This is a genomic window from Parabacteroides sp. CT06, from assembly GCF_002257605.1.
Taxonomy (GTDB): domain Bacteria; phylum Bacteroidota; class Bacteroidia; order Bacteroidales; family Tannerellaceae; genus Parabacteroides; species Parabacteroides distasonis.
Genome location: NZ_CP022754.1, coordinates 2,372,522 through 2,391,226 on the forward strand (window position 1 = coordinate 2,372,522; position 18,705 = coordinate 2,391,226).

The 18,705-nt window shown below is 46.8% G+C and carries 19 protein-coding genes; 16 read left to right on the forward strand and 3 right to left on the reverse strand.

Annotated features, from left to right (window positions below; translation table 11 throughout):
• The first annotated feature begins 67 nt into the window (after positions 1 to 67).
• The 6 genes from CI960_RS10305 (at position 68) to CI960_RS10330 (ending at position 6,362) form a co-directional block, all read left to right on the forward strand.
• A complete protein-coding gene (locus tag CI960_RS10305; RefSeq protein ID WP_024986808.1) occupies positions 68 to 526 on the forward strand; it encodes a hypothetical protein in 459 nt (152 codons plus the stop codon).
• A gap of 43 nt (positions 527 to 569) precedes the next feature.
• The gene (locus tag CI960_RS10310) at positions 570 to 1,088 is read left to right on the forward strand and encodes a hypothetical protein (protein ID WP_036617869.1); all 519 of its coding nucleotides are present in this window, start codon (positions 570 to 572) and stop codon (positions 1,086 to 1,088) included.
• Positions 1,089 to 1,109: 21 nt separating this feature from the next.
• Positions 1,110 to 2,228 carry an Imm5 family immunity protein gene (locus CI960_RS10315; protein ID WP_024986810.1) on the forward strand — a complete coding sequence of 373 codons (1,119 nt, stop codon included), beginning with the start codon at positions 1,110 to 1,112 and terminating at the stop codon, positions 2,226 to 2,228.
• Between the two features lie 50 nt (positions 2,229 to 2,278).
• Positions 2,279 to 4,594 (forward strand): rhomboid family intramembrane serine protease, encoded by a 2,316-nt coding sequence (locus CI960_RS10320; protein ID WP_036617890.1) that lies wholly within the window; start codon positions 2,279 to 2,281, stop codon positions 4,592 to 4,594.
• Positions 4,595 to 4,801: 207 nt separating this feature from the next.
• Positions 4,802 to 5,641, forward strand: a complete 840-nt coding sequence (locus tag CI960_RS10325; RefSeq protein ID WP_036651041.1) for a helix-turn-helix transcriptional regulator — start codon at positions 4,802 to 4,804, stop codon at positions 5,639 to 5,641.
• Between the two features lie 106 nt (positions 5,642 to 5,747).
• The gene (locus tag CI960_RS10330; protein WP_036617874.1) at positions 5,748 to 6,362 is read left to right on the forward strand and encodes an RteC domain-containing protein; all 615 of its coding nucleotides are present in this window, start codon (positions 5,748 to 5,750) and stop codon (positions 6,360 to 6,362) included.
• A gap of 58 nt (positions 6,363 to 6,420) precedes the next feature.
• Here the strand turns inward: CI960_RS10330 and mobC are convergent, their stop codons facing one another.
• The 3 genes from mobC to mobA are packed head-to-tail and all read right to left on the reverse strand — an operon-like array spanning position 6,421 to position 10,127.
• The gene (gene mobC, locus CI960_RS10335; protein WP_168166623.1) at positions 6,421 to 8,433 is read right to left on the reverse strand and encodes a conjugal transfer protein MobC; all 2,013 of its coding nucleotides are present in this window, start codon (positions 8,431 to 8,433) and stop codon (positions 6,421 to 6,423) included.
• Between the two features lie 46 nt (positions 8,434 to 8,479).
• The gene (mobB, locus tag CI960_RS10340; RefSeq protein ID WP_024986812.1) at positions 8,480 to 9,706 is read right to left on the reverse strand and encodes a conjugal transfer protein MobB; all 1,227 of its coding nucleotides are present in this window, start codon (positions 9,704 to 9,706) and stop codon (positions 8,480 to 8,482) included.
• Positions 9,681 to 10,127, reverse strand: a complete 447-nt coding sequence (gene mobA / locus CI960_RS10345) for a conjugal transfer protein MobA (protein ID WP_024986813.1) — start codon at positions 10,125 to 10,127, stop codon at positions 9,681 to 9,683. The genes mobB and mobA overlap by 26 nt, the downstream gene beginning before the upstream one ends.
• A 763-nt stretch (positions 10,128 to 10,890) precedes the next feature.
• On the opposite strand from mobA, the gene CI960_RS10355 reads away from it, so the two are divergent.
• The 10 genes from CI960_RS10355 (at position 10,891) to traK (ending at position 18,704) form a co-directional block, all read left to right on the forward strand.
• The gene (locus CI960_RS10355) at positions 10,891 to 11,649 is read left to right on the forward strand and encodes a ParA family protein (protein WP_024986815.1); all 759 of its coding nucleotides are present in this window, start codon (positions 10,891 to 10,893) and stop codon (positions 11,647 to 11,649) included.
• 3 nt (positions 11,650 to 11,652) lie between these two features.
• The gene (locus tag CI960_RS10360) at positions 11,653 to 12,015 is read left to right on the forward strand and encodes a DUF3408 domain-containing protein (protein ID WP_024986816.1); all 363 of its coding nucleotides are present in this window, start codon (positions 11,653 to 11,655) and stop codon (positions 12,013 to 12,015) included.
• Between the two features lie 12 nt (positions 12,016 to 12,027).
• Positions 12,028 to 12,750 carry a hypothetical protein gene (locus tag CI960_RS10365; RefSeq protein WP_036617877.1) on the forward strand — a complete coding sequence of 241 codons (723 nt, stop codon included), beginning with the start codon at positions 12,028 to 12,030 and terminating at the stop codon, positions 12,748 to 12,750.
• Between the two features lie 148 nt (positions 12,751 to 12,898).
• Positions 12,899 to 13,198 (forward strand): DUF4134 domain-containing protein, encoded by a 300-nt coding sequence (locus CI960_RS10370; RefSeq protein WP_024986817.1) that lies wholly within the window; start codon positions 12,899 to 12,901, stop codon positions 13,196 to 13,198.
• Between the two features lie 31 nt (positions 13,199 to 13,229).
• Positions 13,230 to 13,565, forward strand: coding sequence for a DUF4133 domain-containing protein (locus tag CI960_RS10375; RefSeq protein ID WP_024986818.1), 336 nt, complete (start codon positions 13,230 to 13,232; stop codon positions 13,563 to 13,565).
• A complete protein-coding gene (locus tag CI960_RS10380) occupies positions 13,550 to 16,075 on the forward strand; it encodes a TraG family conjugative transposon ATPase (RefSeq protein ID WP_057327756.1) in 2,526 nt (841 codons plus the stop codon). The genes CI960_RS10375 and CI960_RS10380 overlap by 16 nt, the downstream gene beginning before the upstream one ends.
• Entirely contained in the window at positions 16,065 to 16,337 is a 273-nt protein-coding gene (locus tag CI960_RS10385; protein ID WP_024986820.1) for a DUF3876 domain-containing protein, read from the forward strand. Before CI960_RS10380 ends, CI960_RS10385 begins: the two co-directional genes overlap by 11 nt.
• An 81-nt stretch (positions 16,338 to 16,418) precedes the next feature.
• Entirely contained in the window at positions 16,419 to 17,048 is a 630-nt protein-coding gene (locus tag CI960_RS10390) for a DUF4141 domain-containing protein (RefSeq protein WP_036614157.1), read from the forward strand.
• A 1-nt stretch (position 17,049) separates the two neighbouring features.
• Positions 17,050 to 18,057, forward strand: a complete 1,008-nt coding sequence (traJ, locus tag CI960_RS10395) for a conjugative transposon protein TraJ (RefSeq protein WP_036651044.1) — start codon at positions 17,050 to 17,052, stop codon at positions 18,055 to 18,057.
• A 23-nt stretch (positions 18,058 to 18,080) separates the two neighbouring features.
• A complete protein-coding gene (gene traK, locus CI960_RS10400) occupies positions 18,081 to 18,704 on the forward strand; it encodes a conjugative transposon protein TraK (protein ID WP_024986823.1) in 624 nt (207 codons plus the stop codon).
• Position 18,705: the final 1 nt, after the last annotated feature.

The window sequence follows — 18,705 nt, forward strand, 5'->3', positions numbered from 1 at the left end:
ATATAAGTAGCCTTATCACAGCAAAGAGAGTTGGAAAGATTCTGATATAAACATGGAACAATTCATTATGAAGAAAGGAATAAAAAAGACAGATAACTATTTTGAGCAAGTGAAGCAGCGTGCAAACCGAACGAATTACAGGTATTATTTCTTTGATTACCTGTATTTCAAAGGAGAAGTCTGGGGCAAGAAGAAAGGACGGATGTCAGGCTTCATACTCCTGTGTTGGTATTGGTGGTGGATAGTGGTTCTTCCCAGCAACTTTATCCTGATTGACAGTGTACCGCAATGGTCGTCCTTACGTCTTGGCTATTTAGGTGCGATGTTTTTACTTATTTGTGTATTTATTCTTGCACGATACAGGAAAGCTCGTGTACAGGCATTGTTGAACCACTACCGCCGCTCTAAGCATGTCAGCGCAGTACAGGTATATTTTCTGTACCTACTACCCTTTGTACTTTTCTTCTTAGAAACATGGCTGTTCGACGAATGGGGTTGGACGGATTGCGTGAGGTGGAACGAATAATATGTTATTAATGGGCAAACCGTCCCTGCTAAACTATTAAGGTATGAGGAAATTATTGGAAAAATATTACAATATAAATTATTACTGCACTTATAAGTTGCTGTTTTTCATTCATCATAGGATGATAAATCCTCTCTATTGGCTAAGCCTCTCGAAATGGGAAAACAGCTATATAAAACGGTTGATTTCGTTTGATAAGAGACAAGAAGCAGCCGGAATGGATAAAGGTACTGATGTTTATATCAGCATGTTGGCACTTAATACCTCGTGTGTCATCAGTATTTGGATGCTCTGCCTTGTCGGCTTTGCCTGCACCAAGATTTTCAGGGTAAACATTTGGGCTGTCATTTTTGGAAATGAGGTTCTTTTTATTTCATTTCTTATAGTCACCGGGGGGCTCGGATATTATATCAATGAAATATTCTTATTCAAGAAGGACAAATACAGGAAATATTTCACCGAGTTTGAGAAAAAGAAAAGGTATCTGCTCTACTACGGCATCTATGTCGTTTCTACGATTATACAAGTGGCGACTTTTTATCTGTTACTTAATAACGCATGATGGAAAAATAATATATCAAATATGGAACAACGGATTACATCATTAGAAACAATAACTTCTTTGATAAGCAAAGGTTTGGATGAGGTCAATCATTCAAACAAAGGGCATTTATCTTTGCCCACAAGACGTGCGATATTACAAGCTATCAATGAACCACTTGTCATTGGAAGAGTAAGTATCTTATGCGCATTGAAAGTATATCCGATATGGAATGACTTTTTCAGGAATGATACGGAAATAATCGGACTGATAGAAAAAACGGAGAAATATCTGCTTGGACAAACGAGTAAAAAGGATTTGTTGAACGATGCCGACCATTTGGACATGTTTGCTGATGATTACATCGAAGATGATATGACAGCCTCGTTTGCAGCCAAGGTTGCTGTTCATGCAGCCTATGATGCCGGTTCAGATGCAAACAGTATTATCAGTGATTACGATTCCGATGAAGAAGTAGAAGATCCGGATGAATGGGATACGGCTTTCCTTGCAAGTTTAGTATATAATGGCGGTATTGTCGATTTAGATTTTATTGATGACGAGCGTAATAAAGAGTTTTGGAGCTGGTATCTTACCGATTGTATCAAAACTGCTTGTTCAGATGACAGGCTGCCATATCCCGCTTCAACAAGCAAAGTAACACCGTCTGCCAAATACATTCCTTATCGTACACAACTAAATCTTTGGAAAGATGATGAAAAATGCTGTGCTTATGTAAACGGCATCAAGGACGTTTTGGCAAAAATGGTGGCTTATGCCCAGTGGAGTAAATGTGATTTTTACTGTTATACCGTTGAAAGCACATCTTATACTAACATTTACTATTACAGGGGAAACGAGCCAGTTCAGTTTCGTCTTGGTATTAATGTTACAATACACCTTTCAGGAAAAATAGAAAAACTCAAAGACCTGATGTATTCCTTATGCCCGCAAGAGGGGGCTTTCTATCTATGTAAAATAACAATAGACAAAGGCAATAATATGGATATAAGATTTGGTTACGATACGAGATATGAAGAACTGAAAAAGGCATTTAGCGATAGTGATTTTAGCGAAGATTTCAGTAAATATCCACGGGCGGAAAAGTTCATTCCTGATTGGTTGGCGGATATACTGAAAAGGAAAAGAATAAGTTTCTAACCAACTTGGTAGCTTTAAAAGAATATTTTATACATAATAATATTGTAAATATGGCAACAGGATTTAGACCTAAAAGTGAACGAATAATAGAGTTAGCCGGATATTCTTCCGAAGAACTGATGCTTCTTGCTATTGAAGCATCCAAACATCTCGGTTGGCAAGCGGGTAATATAAAAAGTGAAGAAGCTGAATTTTATACATCTGCAAGTTTGAGATCGTGGCAAGAAAAGGTAGTTCTTTCTGTAATAGACGGGAAAGACGGACTGCTTCTCGCTACAAGTGTATGTACATCCATGCAGCTCTTTGACTGGGGGAAGAACAAGCAGAACCTTGACAAACTCATAGCAGCCATGCAACAGGTGCAAAACAGTCACAATATGCCTTCAAATGTATCCAAGGCCGTAGACAACACCGCATGTGCATATACCTTAGAAGAGCAGAATACCGTACTTTCTCATATCCGTCATTTCTATGGTGGTATTAAAGGTATCACCAAAAGCATTGTCTCACCGTCTGGAGTGGAAATTCTCATCATCGAACCAACAAGCAGATTCGACTGCTATACACTGGTCACCTGTGGAGTAGGAGCTTCTGTTATGCCAGTGCCGGATAAGGAAATTCCTTCGAGGTGTGAGTTTTGTATGTGTATGCCTCCAACATGGAATACGGAAGATGTGTGGCCAACTGATTGGCTTCTGCGATGCGCATCATGGCTTCAGCAGGGAAATACATGGATCACGTGTGGACACTCACTATCCGATGGTACACCGTTACATGATGATACCTCCATGACATCCCTCCTGCTCACCGTTCCTGAAGAACGGGATAGCGGGGCGGAAAACTGCCAACTACCCAATGGAGATTCGGTAGCCATTTATCAACTGATTCCCGTATATACAGAAGAAGTGTTATTCAAACAGGTCAATGGTATCATGCCTCTTTTGGATAAGATGAAAGACGTATCATACATTGTTGATACAGACAGAGAAAACACATGTAGAGATTTCTCTGCTTTTGAAGAAAATAAGGATGCTTCTATGAGTATGGACGAAAAAGCGAACGCATCCTTGCGATCGCTTTTGACAATCCGTAAAGGGAATATAGCAACGCCTCTGCTTACCTATATCAATGTCGCCTTATTTGTAATCATGGCAATATGTGGAGTAAGCCTGATAGCCCCTACGGGAATATCCATCATAAAATGGGGCGCAGATTTCGGTCCTCTTACACTTACCGGTGATTGGTGGAGAACCGTTACTTGCAATTTCATCCATATAGGAGTGATTCATATACTTATGAATATGTACGCATTACTGTATATCGGGGTATTTCTGGAACAGCTTATCGGTGGAAGAAGGCTTATAAGTGCTTATCTTCTGACAGGATTGTTTTCGGCTCTTGCCAGCCTGACCATACATCCAGAAATCATAAGTGCCGGGGCTTCCGGTTCAATATTCGGACTTTATGGCATATTTCTTTCCTATCTGATATTTCATCACAAGATAGAAAAAGGACAACGTAAATCCTTGTTGTACAGTATCGGTTTCTTTGTTTTCTATAACCTTACATCCGGTATAAGGGTGGAAAACATAGACAATGCCGCCCATATTGGCGGACTTATATCCGGAGTCGTATTAGGTATCCTATATCTGCTGACCGACCGATATGCGGTGAAAAAGGCTTCAACCCTTTGTACCTCACTCACAGAAATTTCTTTTGTGTTAATCTTCGCTTTTCTTTTTGTGGGACAGACATCCAACCTGCCAGCAGATTTTGTGGAAATCAGAAAGATGTGGGATAATGGTACACTCGAACAATATGCGCAAAACGCTTTTTTCGAAAGAGATGCCATTGAGGCAGAGCCCAATGCTTCCTTCCAGATTCCACAAAATACAACGGATGTTTCTACTTTTACCGGGAGTGAAACCGATTTAGTCAACGGAATGAAAGAATATGTCAATAGCAGTTGTGGCTTCAGTTGCCAATATCCATCAACTTGGAAAACAATAAAAAAGTCTGATACGAAGCAGATACTTCAACTTCAAGGAGATGGTGTCAATAGTTTAACCGTCAGCTACCTTAAAGCACCTTCAGAAGAAGCGATGGAACATATGCATGATCTGTTGACCAAGTCTATGGAGGAATTTCGAGTAGAAAATATAAATATTCATGGAAAAGTATTTGAAAAGGTTTCGGGGAAGATGGAATGTGCAGTAGCAGGTGGTGGAAACATCTATATAAATCAGAATATTGTTATTCATATGAATAAGAAAACATTGGAAAGTTTTATCATTGCTACTACAACGTCTGATGATAGTTCTGAATCTGAAATTTTGAAAATTGTAGAGTCTATAAAAATAAATTAGACAGCCGTAGCCGTCCATGAATAGATACTTCAAAACACATACTATCTGGTATATTATTCCTTTATAAAGGATAAGGTAAAAATTTAATTCTATTTCCAGACACGGAAATATTTCCGGCGAAAAGCGGAAGTCGTTACCATATCATGGCGGTTATCTTTGTGAAATTTCAGATGGGATACATCATGGATTTATAATAAACACATTATTATGGAAACAAAATTTATCGAACAACTGGTGACAACCGCACCGGAATCACTGAGAGAAATAACCCATACGCTCCGTGTGGATGTGGAGGCGCTGTTAAAGGCGAAAAGTACAAAAAAATTTCTTGTGCTGGAACCTTACTCCCATAACACGGAGCTGTGCCGCCATATCCTGCGGCAGATGGAACAACTGCCCGAACTGCCTTCGGTATCATGCAGGGAGTATCAGCCACTATTGATGCTGCTCTCCCTCTCCAAAGAGGTGGAGATACAGAACGACCTGCTGCACCATTTCGTCGAGCCTTACCGGAAAGCGTACCGCACGCCGGAGATGCTTTATCTATGTGAGGTGCTGTATCGTACCGGTACGCCGCAACCCCTGTACAATATGTGCAACGAGGTGTGTGACTATTTCTTTGTGGAACGGCGCAAACAGATCAGCCGACAGTACACGCCCCTCACCGAGCTGGACTTCCAGTTTGCCGAGAAACGGTTGAAGCCATTGTTTACCGCCGTCTTCCGAATGAAGGTGAACCGCTACAGTTACCGAACGCACAGCGTAGAGGAACTTGCCGGAATGTTCTGCATGAGTGTTTCGACTTTCCGTGAGAGGTTCCGCAAGATTTATCATCGCTCCGCCAACAAGTGGCTCAAAGAGCAACGCATTGAACAGATACGGAGGGACTTGAAGTATTATTACGACCGTCCGCTGATAGAGATAGCCGAGAAGAACGGGTTCGTATCTGCCAACCGTTTCTGGGAGTTCTGCATGGAGCAGATGAAGCAAAGTCCGAGCGAGCTGCATAAAGACTTGTACGATGAATTGTGCAAGGAACGCCGTTAGTTCTATCTGGGCGAATAGCCATCGGTATTTTCGGCGAAAAGCGGAACAAGCATGTCAGGTAAAGCCCCTACATTGAAGCCATTTTCATACTTAAACGAAAAACATTATGAGATTATTCAATGTTACCCCTTATCTCCTATTGCTGGGACAAGAGAACAGCAACGAGGAAACACTCTCGAAAGCTAATACAGAGTTTGTAAAGGAAGTGTACGAGCTGCAACGTGCGGAGAGCGACATCAGTATTGTCCTTTTCCAGCTGCAATACCTGAGTTGCAGGCTGGTCATCCTGCGTGAGCATTACCGCACGACACAGAAGGAACATTTGATCTGCTACTCCTATATTATCGGCACGCTGACCTATCTGGAAGGGATGCAAGCCTACTGCAAGTTCGCCTATGAGATACACCCGGCCGGTTCGGTGAAAACAGCCGCACCGACGGGTGCCCCGCCGGTTATCTGGACTTCGGACGTTATCAACCTGATAGAGTTGCTGTACGCCTGCCATGAACTGAAGCTGTTCAACGACGGCGATGTCACGCTGAAACGTGTAGTGGAACACGTGTGCGGGCTGCTGGGCATAGACGTGAAGAACGCCTCGAGCTACTACGCACGGATACGCAGGCGAAAGGCGGACGAACGAACCTACTTCATTGACCGCCTGCGTGAAGTGCTGCTCAAACGGATGGAAGAAGATGACGAGAAACATTACCGTAGCAGGTAAGTTGATTTCCGAAACAGACAAAATCCCCTGTAAACACTATGGTTTACAGGGGATTTTGTCATTTATTCAGTTCCAAGAGATGCTTTAGAGCGGGATCGTTGGCGATGCGCTCCAATTCATCGGTCACGATCCGTTTGACATCCTCCTTGATCCGATTGTAGTTCTCCTGTACCATTTCCTTCATGTGATCCATTCCGTCATCATCCACGAAGTTGGTGATAACGGGTATCTTTTGGTATGTCTTTTCTTCTTCGGCAATTTTCTTGGCATCGACAACAATCTCACAATGGAAGATTTTCTGCTCAATCCTCTCTCCGAAGTTGTCGGCAACGGAGCCGACGAACATTCCCTGCGTCAGCCCGCTGATCTTGCTGGGTGGAATAAGACTATCCATCTGGGTGGATATGGAGGTGGAAACGTCCTGCCGGTTGATAGAGATAGAGTGGCGTTTCTGGAGTATCTTGCCGAACCTTTCGCTGAGGGTTTTGGCTGTTTCCCCCACGACCTGCCCCGAAAAGAGGTTACCCACCGTGTTGATAATCACCTTCGCCTCCTTGTCGGTATAGTCACGGATAAGCTGGCTGAAATCCTGAAAGCCGAGTAGTACGGCGACCTTGTTACTGCGTGCGGTGGCTATCAGGTTGTCCAGCCCCTTGATGAAAATGGTGGGTAGTTCATCAATGATAATGGAGCTTTTCAGCTTACCTTTCTTATTGACAATCTTCACTATACGACTGTTGTACAGACCGAGCGCAGCACCGTAGATTGCCTGCCGGTCGGGATTGTTGCCTATGCAGAGGATTTTCGGCTCGTCGGGGTTGTTGATGTCCAAAGAGAACTCGTCGGCGGACATCACCCAATAGAGTGTCGGTGAGATCATGCGGGACAAGGGTATCTTTGCACTGGCGATCTGACCCATGAGCTGGTCAGCAGCTCCCGCCAACCACGCATCGAGAAAGGGACTGAGGTAGTTCTCCAATTCGGGATAAGAGGACATGATGGGGAAAATCTGCTCGTAAGGCTTGTTGAGGAACTCGACGGCATGGGGGAAGGTGCAATACCTGCCGTCCTTGTACACCCGCAAGAACCAGATGATGGCGGCAAAGAGAATGGTGGGTGACTCGACAAAGAAATCACCCTGTTTCGCCGCCCACGACCGGTTGAGGTTGAGCATGATGCTGTACGAACTCTCGTAAGCATCGGAGATGTCGGTCATGAACTTCGGGTTGAGTGGGTTGCAGCGGTGGCTGCGTGAGGGATCGTCGAAGTTGATGACATAGAACTTCGGCGGCACTTTGTACCCCTCCAAATGGCTGATCAGGTGATTGTAAGCAATGGTAGAGAGGTCGGGAAACTTGAAGTCGTAGATATAGGCGGCATAGCCTTTCTCTATCTGCTGCTTGATATAGGAATTTACCACTGCAAAAGACTTTCCCGAACCGGGCGTTCCCAATACGATGGAGGCACGGAAGGGGTTCACGACATTGATCCAGCCGTCATTCCATTTCTTGTTATAATAGAACCGTGTCGGCAGATTTACAGAGTATTCATTTTCAATCAAACGGGTTTCTTGCATGAAACTTTCGTTCTCGTTATTGAATACATCGTCCATGAGATTCTGTTTGAGCAGACGGGAGATCCATACACCGGCAGCGAGCAGGCAGAGGTAACCGACAGTAAGAGTGAATATATAAAAGGCGGTGCGTGCCATTAACGGTATGGGCAGTCCGAGCAACCACCAGTTGAAAAAGAAGAGGACGAAACCTGCGAAAAGGGCTGTCCAGACATGCTCCCATTTGATTTTTTCCTCCTTTACGCCTTTCGTCCCCAGACACGAGAGAGCAAGGAAGGTAACGGAGAAGAGTTTTGTCCAAAGGATGGAGCCGAACAATCCGGTCGTGCGCTGGAAGTTCAGCAGAATCCTGTCCACCACTCCGATATTGACGTTCCACTCCCGGATGGAGGGATAGCAGAACCAATAGATATTGACCACTACGAATAATACGCTGAGGGCACGCATAAAGTCCATGACTTTTGCCAGTCCCCGAAGATCATCTTCTTGTGACATAATGCTGAATTTTTAAAAGTTATCGAATAAATGATTCTGTAATACGGGGTCAGTCCTGACGACCGTAACGATGCCGGCGTTTCTTCTTGTCGGGTTTCAGGAGCTTGGGATGCCGGGGTACATAATTCAGTTCCGGCTCCATGCCGGAAAGCAACCCTCCCAGAATTTTCTCCCCGTTTTCGAGATCCACAACAGGAGGAACGGGTGGCTGAAGTGGCGGCATGAGATTTTGTGGCTGTTCCTGAAAGCGTTCGTTGAGCATATTTGCTGAAAACTCCTTACCCAGACGTGAGCCGTTGAGCACGGTTCGGCTGCGATGATCTATAAAGGTAACACCGTAAATCCTGCCGGTTTCGTTGCGGCGGAGAACCAAGTCTATCTGTTCTTTTGCCAAGCGGTCACGAAAATCCCGTTCGTCTACGGACCGACGCAGAGCGTCAGCCACTAACGGTCGAATCCGTTCACGGCACGGATCGGACTTGGCTTTTGCGGTGGCTTCCCGCATCTTCTTGTCCAGTTGCTCCGCTCCTGTCATTTTGCCCAGTCGGGAGGACTTGATGGGAGTGGCTACCGTTTCGCCGTTGTTGTCCAGAGCGGTATAGAGTATCCCATGATAGGTACGTCCGCCCATTTCTCCCTTCACTTCTTCCATACCTATATTATACAGGGAAAGCAAGGCACGGAACTCGCCCATTGTGTGGAAGCTGTAAAGTTTGAGCAGGGGTTTGACCGTGCGGGCTATCTGTCTTTTGATGTCCCCTTTGGCCGCATCTACCGGCTTCAGCTGCCACTCTTCACCTTTCTTTTGACCTTCCGCCGGATGAAGGCCGTATTTCTGTTCCAGAAATTCGGTAATCTCTTTGCTACGGCGATGCTCGAACTTGTCAGAAACTTTCCTGCCTTCACTATCGACACGCAGGGAAACGATGTGGATATGGTGCCGGTCGATGTCCTCGTGCTTGAAAACAAGATAGGGCTGGTTACCATAACCGAGCCGTTGCATGTATTCCCTACCGATTTCCGCCAGTTGCTCGTCAGTCAGTATATCGTCGGGATGCGGATTGAGGGAGATATGTATGACCGGCTTCTCGGTACGGTAATGGCTCGGCATCCATTCGAGAAGCTGCCGCATGGATTCATCCGGGCGAAAACACCCGTCTTCGGGATAGCGAAGGAGATGCGTGGAGAGGATTTTCGCTCCGCCTTCATCGACCTTGTTCTGGTTGTAGGCCAATGCGCCGTATAGATTCTTACCCACACTGATCTTGGCTACCATGTGAGGCGAGTTTTTGGGAAAGTTCGACAATCCGGCGGTTCAACTCCACGAGTTCAAGGGTGAGCTTTTCAAGTCTGTAGAGCAGTGCCAACGCTTTCTTTTCGGTGAAATGGATGTGTAACTCCTTGACGGCTTGGTTGTAATTTACTCCTATGGCACGGAACTGCTGGAACAGTTCCGTGAGCTTGGCTACATACTCCATTGTGGCACGGTCTGTTCGGATCACCCTGAACTCTTCGTTAAAGATCCGTGCGGCGATGAACTTGGATTTGGACAACAGGCCGGACTGCTCAAACATGGTGAGAAACCGTGCATGACCGGCTTCGTCCAGATTGACGGTTTCACGGTGGACGGCCGGGTTCGACTTGGGTAATCTGCCCCCTTTCCCCCGTGTGTGGGGATGCTTTTTCTCGTTGTTCATATATACATTTTTTATGTGGTACAATTCCACCCGGATGGAATTGCCGCCGTTAGCTTCCCTCCCACAATTTGCGACTTCGGAGCAAATTGCAGCCCCCTGCAAGGGCAAGCGTTTTTTGCTGCAAAACGGAGTGGTGCTGCAAAAAACACAGCTTGCTATGTTCTGGTGAACATAAATCTTTCCTCTTCGGAGAGGAAAGAACGCTTTCGGGGAAAGCGGGGATTAACGACCGGCGGGAAGCAAACGACCCATTCCCCGGTTGGATGGCGCAAAGTTATATGGTTGTATAATTTGTTGTATATCAGCGATATTAGCCAAATTGCGCCAAATGATAGCCACTTGTACACATGGGGTGGAACAAAGGGGAAACGGGCAGTCAATGATGGCGAGATGACCGATTGACTAACTGAACGACCAATCGGTCAGGTAACCAATCAGACGGTTAGCTATTGCAACGTTGGTGTGGCTGACCAGCCAACCAAGCGGATAACCTTTTGTTCGGACAGTTTATTTATTGTTCGGCTGTTTTCTTGGCTGGTTATCCGATAGGCAATACAATCCAGTAATATCATGTGTGGTCGGACAAGTATCCGATTGGCTAATCAGACGGATAATCCTTCGGTCGGTTAGCTGTTCATCCAGCCATTCTATGTCAGGAGCCGGCCACTCGAACCTCGCCATTTCCCAACTATGAATTTTCCCTCTTTTTCCTTCTTTATTTGCGGCGTAGATTCAAAAGTATCACTTGTAAACAAACTGCATCATGAAAAAAGAAACACTCTTTATCGCCTTTTCCACTCAAAAGGGCGGAGCAGGAAAAACAACGCTGACCGTGCTGGTGGCAAGTTACTTGCACTATGTGAAAGGAATGAATGTGGCGGTAGTGGATTGCGACTACCCGCAACACAGTATTGCCGAGATGAGAAAACGTGACCTGAAAACGGTCATAGAGGACGAACATTATAAACTGATGGCGTACAAGCAACTGCAACGGATACGGAAGAAAGCCTATCCGATAGCGGAGAGTACGGCCGAGGACGCTATCACGAAAGCGGACGAACTGTTGGAAAAGATGCCGGAAACGGACATCGTGTTCTTCGACCTGCCGGGTACGGTAAACAGCACGGGCGTGCTGAACACGCTGGCGAACATGGACTATATCTTTTCCCCCATTGCTGCCGACAGGGTGGTGATGGAAAGTACACTCCGCTTTGCGAGCCGGCTGAATGATACGCTGATCGCTACGGGCAAGACGAATATCAAAGGGTTGTACCTGCTGTGGAACATGGTGGACGGTCGGGAGAAATCGGAACTGTACACGGTGTATGAAGAAGTGATCGGCGAACTGGGATTGAAAGTGCTGAATACCTTCTTGCCGGACAGCAAACGGTTCCGCCGTGAGTTGACGGGAGAACATAAGGCATTGTTCCGTTCCACGCTGTTCCCTGCGGACAGTACGCTGGTCAAAGGCAGTAACCTGAAAGAGATTACGGAAGAATTGTTGTCCATTATCAAAAAGTAGGCTATGGGAAACGAACGGAAAAAAATAAACCTGACGGACATTGACGAGAACTCTATAGTCGCCTCGTTCAAAGAAGAACGACCGGCAGACAGACAGGTGCAAGTGGCCGGAAATAAAAGACAGGCCGATGAAGAGAACGGATATGTCCGTCTGTTCATCCATGAGTCACCGGTCTGCGCACGGCTTGGCAAGACCATCTACTTGCGTAAAGAGTTCCACGAACGGATTCAGAAGATTGTCCAGACAATCGGGAACAACGAGATGTCCATATTCAGCTATGTGGACAATGTGCTGGAACAGCACTTTGCCACCTACCAAGACGAGATCACGAAGGAATATAAAAAACGAAGTACCGAACTGTTTTAACCCCCAGAAACCATGTCAGCAACCTTATTCTTACTTATCGGCGGCTATCTGCTGTGGATAGTCGCCTACCTCTGTTACGAGCGGAACAACCGAAAGAAGAGAGCGGAAAAAGCCGAGCAGATTCTTACCCGAATGGCGGTGGACGTAAGTGATATTTTAGGCAAAAGTACATTTTCTCTTAGCCACTCCACGCCACAAATACCCGGAAAAAATGAAAATGAAAAACCTGTAAATGAAGCCGATACTTTTGCATCGGAGAAGGAAAAGTACCCGAAAATAGTTTCCGCCGAGGAACTGGACAAATTGTTTGCCGAAGGGGATTCGATGCCGGAAGAACTGGAATTGATGGAAGATATGGATGTCCCTTTGGAGTTCCGGGAAGAACCGACTGATGATGATCCTCCGATAGACGATGACGAGCAGGACAAACGCCTGCCGGGATGCACACCGCAAGCTACGGGCATCCGCTTCGAGGACATGGGACTGGCGGTGCGTGTAGCGGTCAGTGGTGAAGCAGCCAGTGAAGAGGAAAGGCTTCAGGCCGGAAAGACGCTGGCAGAGCTTCGTAACACCCCGATGTTCGACCAACTGATCTCCGGTGATGCAGAACGTGAGGAACGGATCGGCTCGCTGATAGAGTTACACCTTACGGCATACCGCAGACGGAGCTGCCCGGACAGCGAATCGGCGACAGAAACCATACCGGATACTTTTTCCCTCAGTGATATTGTCTAACGAATAAAGTAAAATGTACATGAAGGAAAGAGATTACGGATAGCCCACCTATTTATTTCCCACGAGAAACCCCCAAACAAATTTAATTAACAACAGGACACGGCGGGTTCTTTTACCGTCGTGCTCCACATTCAAATCCAATTATTTTATGAATACGAAAAGACTTGTATTCGTGGCGGTTATACTGATCGCTACAGGCTCGCTCTATGCGCAAGGGAATGGTTCAGCCGGTATCACAGAAGCGACCAAGATGGTCACGAGCTATTTCGATCCGGGTACGAAATTGTGTTATGCCATCGGAGCCGTGATTGGCTTGGTCGGAGGGATTAAAGTGTACAATAAGTTTAGCTCCGGCGATCCGGATGTGAGCAAGGTGGCATCCTCTTGGTTCGGTGCGTGCATCTTTTTGATTGTCGCCGCCACTATCCTGCGTTCGTTCTTCCTCTAAGGGATAGATTCACCTATATATAATAATGTATATGGATTATGAACTGAACAAGGGGATCGGCGAGAGTGCGGAGTTCAAGGGACTCAAGGCGCAATACCTTTTCATTTTTGCCGGCGGGCTGCTGGCCCTGTTCGTGCTGTTTGTCATTCTCTATATGGCCGGAATCGGTCAATGGCTCTGCATAGCTTTCGGTGTAACGTCCGCTTCCGTATTGGTCTGGCTGACATTTTACTTGAACGGCAAGTTCGGAGAACATGGGCTGATGAAGCTGTTGGCCAAGAAACAGCACCCCCGCTACCTGATCAACCGAATCAGTCCCCGAAAGTTATTCACGATTAAAAAGAAGAATGTATGCGGAACACACTAAAAGCTGCCACATTGGAAAGCAAGTTTCCGCTTCTCGCTGTCGAAGCGGACTGTATCATTTCCAAAGATGCGGACATCACCGCCGTCTTTGAGGTGGAACTACCCGAACTCTTCACGGTGACGGCGGCAGAGTATGAGGCTATCCATGCGGCATGGGCAAAGGCCATCAAGGTACTGCCCAATTATACAGTGGTACATAAGCAGGATTGGTTTATCCGGGAGGATTACCGCAGCCAGACAGACAAGGAGAATTTAAGTTTCCTTTCCCGAAGTTACGAGCTGCACTTCAATGAGCGACCTTTCCTGAACCATAAATGCTATCTGTACCTGACCAAGACAACGAAAGAGCGCATGAGGATGCAGAGCAATTTCTCTTCGCTGTGCAGAGGATTCATCATCCCCAAAGAGGTGGACAAAGATACTACCGCCTATTTTCTGGATACGGTGGGGCAATTCGCCCGGATCGTAAACGATACGGGACTGGTGCGTCTAAGACGGCTTGGCGGTGATGAGATTACCGGTACGGAGGATAAGGCCGGACTGGTGGAGAAATATTTCTGTCTGTCAATGGCAGATACCACTACGCTGGAAGACATTGAACTCGGAGATGACGGCCTGCGTGTCGGTGACAAGCACGTTTCGGTGCATACGCTCTCGGAACTGGATGCGTTACCCAACAAAGTGGGTACGGACTGCCGGTATGAGCGATTATCAACGGACAAAAGCGACTGCAAGCTGTCATTCGCCAGTCCGGTAGGTCTGCTGCTCTCGTGCAATCATCTATACAACCAGTATGTTTTTCTGGATGACAGCGGCGAGAACCTGCAACGTTTTGAGAAGAGCGCACGCAACATGCAGTCGCTCTCGAAGTACTCACGGAGCAACCAGATTAATAAAGAGTGGATTGACCTGTACCTGAATGACGCACATTCGTTCGGGCTTACCTCGGTACGTGCCCACTGCAACATTATCGCATGGACGGATAACCCGATGGAGGTGAAGAACATGCGCAATGACGTGGGTAGTCAGATCGCCATGATGGAATGCAAGCCACGCCATAACACGGTGGACGCCGCCACACTGTATTGGGCGGCGATGCCGGGAAACGGTGCGGACTTCCCGGCGGAGGAGAGTTTCTACACGTTCATCGAACAGGCTCTCTGTTTCTGGGTGGAAGAAACGAACTACCGCAGCTCAGTTTCACCTTTCGGGCTGAAGATGTCAGACCGCATCAGCGGGAAACCGCTGCACGTGGACATTTCCGACCTGCCGATGAAACGTGGCGTAACTACCAACCGAAACAAATTCGTATTAGGTGGTTCGGGAAGCGGCAAATCATTCTTTATGAATCATTTGGCAAGGCAGTATTATGAACAGGGCACACACGTGGTATTGATCGACACGGGAAACAGTTACCAAGGGCTTTGCTCGCTGATACACCAAAAGACTGGGGGCAAGGATGGTATCTACTTTACTTATACGGACGAAAACCCGATAGCGTTCAATCCTTTTTTCACGGATGATAAAGTTTTCGATATAGAGAAACGTGAGAGTATCAAGACATTGATCCTCACACTCTGGAAAAAGGACAATGAACCGGCGACACGTTCGGAAGAAGTGGCATTATCCAATGCGGTGGCTCTGTATATCAGGCGTATCAAGGAGGATGAAAGTATCATTCCCTCGTTCAACACCTTTTACGAGTTCGTAAAAACGGACTACCGAAAGATTCTGGAAGAGAAGCAGGTACGGGAAAAGGATTTCGACCTTGCGGGTTTCCTGAATGTATTGGAGCCTTATTACCGTGGCGGAGAATATGATTTTCTGCTTAACTCCGATAAGCAGCTTGACTTGCTCGGCAAGCGGTTTATTGTATTCGAAATCGATCAAATTAAAGATCACCCCATTCTTTTCCCGGTGACGACTATCATTATCATGGAGTTGTTTATCAACAAGATGCGCCGTTTGAAGGGAGTGCGCAAGATGATCATCATAGAGGAAGCGTGGAAGGCTATCGCCAAGGAGGGGATGGCGGATTATATCCGCTATCTATTTAAGACTGTCCGCAAATTTTATGGAGAAGCGGTTGTCGTGACGCAAGAAGTCGATGACATCATTTCCTCGCCTATCGTGAAGGAGTCCATTGTGAACAATAGCGATTGCAAGATTTTGCTTGACCAAAGGAAGTATCTTAACAAGTTCTCGCAGATACAGTCCCTGCTCGGTCTGACGGACAAGGAGAAGGCACAAATCCTGTCGGTGAACATGTCCAATGATCCGCAACGCAAATACAAGGAGGTATGGTTCGGATTGGGAGGCGTACAGTCAACGGTGTACGCCACAGAGGTATCGCTTGAGGAATATATGTGCTACACGACTGAAGAGAGTGAGAAGGTGGAAGTGGAACAACTGGCGGAACAGTTGGACGGCAACATCGAGCTGGCTATCAAGAGGCTTGCGGAAAAGAAACGAGCCCAAAGCTCTGAAATACCTAATGCCTATGGAATATGAAAACTTGTTTCCGCTCTACTGGATATGTGGGGAGTGGAAGAGCAACCGCAAATCACCGCCCGTCACAGTATTCCGTGACGGTGGCGCATACAGGATTGCCCTGATCTACCATCTTGATGCGGTGGTGGTCGGCACGATCCACCGAAGTGGCGGCATCATCTGGGCAGACCTGCTGGGAAGGGTACAGCTCGCTTATGACCGGGAGGAAGACCGTCTGGTGCTGGCTACCGAAGGGATATATATACGTGCGGATGATTCATAAGGAAAAAGGGAGAACTTCGGTTCTCCTGTAAAATGGCAGGAACAACTATCTGATTTATTTAACATTAAAATTTAAAAAGACATGAAACGAATAATGGCTGTTTGTCTGGTCGGGCTGCTTTGCTCGACCATGACGGTAAAAGCACAATGGGTAACATTCGATCCCTCGAACCTTGCACAAAGCATCGTGAATACAACCCGTAACGTGTTGCAAACCACGACGACGGCAGAAAATATGGTGAAGAATTTTCAGGAAACTGTCAAGATCTACGAACAGGGAAAGCGTTATTATGACGCTTTGAAAGCGGTCAACAATCTGGTGAAGGATGCCCGCAAGGTACAGCAGACCGTTCTTCTGGTCGGTGAAATATCGGACATCTATGTAAACTCTTTCCAGAAAATGCTGACGGACGAGAACTATACACCGGACGAGCTTTCGGCAATCGCTTCCGGGTATGCGAAGATGCTGGAAGAGAGTAGCGCTATGCTGAACGAGATGAAGACCGTTGTGACCGCCACCGGTCTTTCCATGACGGATAAAGAACGTATGGACGTGATCGACCGTGTGTATCGTGACGTGAGGAACCAACGTAATCTGGTCAGGTATTACACGAACCGAAACATCGGTATCTCTTACCTGCGTGCGAAAAAGAAGAACGATACCCAAAGGGTGCTGGACTTGTACGGAACGGACAATCAAAGATACTGGTGACATGGCAGGCGAGGAAACTTTCAGCAACCTTCACGAAGTGTTGCGTAACCTTTATGACGAGATGATGCCACTCTGTTCGGACATCACGGGAGTGGCAACCGGAGTGGCTGCGCTGGGTGCGTTGTTTTATGTGGCCTCACGGGTGTGGCAGGCTCTTTCGAGAGCTGAGCCGATTGACATTTACCCGCTTTTCAGACCTTTTTGTTTGGGAGCGTGCATCATGTTCTTTCCTACATTCGTTTTGGGGACTATCAACGGGATCATGAGTCCGGTGGTCACCGGATGTCACGGTATCATGGAAGGTCAGACGCTGAGCATACGGGAGTATTCCGAGAAGCGGCAGAAGCTGGAATACGAGGCGATGAAAAGGAATCCGGAAACAGCGTATCTGGTCGATAATGAGGAATATGAACGTCAGATCGAGGATCTGGGATGGTCGCCTTCGGATTTGAAAGCAATGGCGGGCATGGCGATGGAACGCATCAAATATCAGGCCAAACAGAGCATGAGTAATTTCTTCCGAAGTTTTCTGGAACTGCTGTTCCAGTCAGTATCGCTGATACTGGACACGCTAAGAACCTTCTTCCTGATTGTGTTGAGTATTTTGGGCCCCCTGTCGTTCGCCATATCGGTGTACGATGGTTTCCATAATACGATGATCCAATGGATTTGCCAGTATGTCAGCATTTATCTATGGTTGCCTATATCCGACCTGTTCAGTTCCGTGTTGGCAAGGATTCAGGTATTGATGATCGAGAAGGACATCGCCGCACTGAGTGATCCTACTTATGTACCCGACGTAAATAATTCCGCTTACATCATCTTCATGCTGATAGCCATTGTGGGATATTTCACTATTCCGACTGTATCGACATGGGTGATTCAGGCATCGGGAGCCGGAAACTATGGCAAGCAGGTGAACTCTTGGTCGATGAAGGGTGGCCGTGCGGCAGCTGCGGTCACGGGTGCTTCTGTCGGTCATGTGGCCGGTAAGCTAAGAGGAAAATAAATCAAAGTAAAATCTTGGAATATATGGAATTTAAAAGTTTGAAAAATATAGAAACGAGCTTCCGGCAAATCCGTACGATGGGTATCGTATTCGTTTCGCTCTGTGCGCTGGTTACCGGCTATGCGCTTTGGAGTTCCTATCGGTTTGCAGAACGGCAAAGGGAGAAGATCTATGTGCTTGACAATGGGAAATCCCTGATATTGGCTCTTTCCCAAGACCTTTCACAGAACCGGCCGGTGGAGGCGAAAGAACATATCCGGCGTTTTCATGAACTGTTTTTTACTTTGTCACCCGACAAGGCGGCTATCGAATCGAATATCCGCCGTGCGTTATTCCTGTGCGATGAGAGTGCGTTCCGCTACTACAAGGACTGGGAGGAAAAGGGGTATTATAACCGGATCATTTCCGCAAATATTAACCAAAGCATCCGGGTGGACAGTGTGGCGTGCGATTTCAATCATTATCCATACGTGGTGACGACTTACGCACGGCAGTCGCTCGTCAGGTCGAGTAACATCACGGAACGAAGCCTTGTCACCCGTTGCCGGCTGTTGAACTCGGTCAGGTCGGACAATAATCCGCACGGCTTTACGATGGAACAATTCAATATTTTGGAGAACAGGGATTTGAGAACCATTGAACGATAAC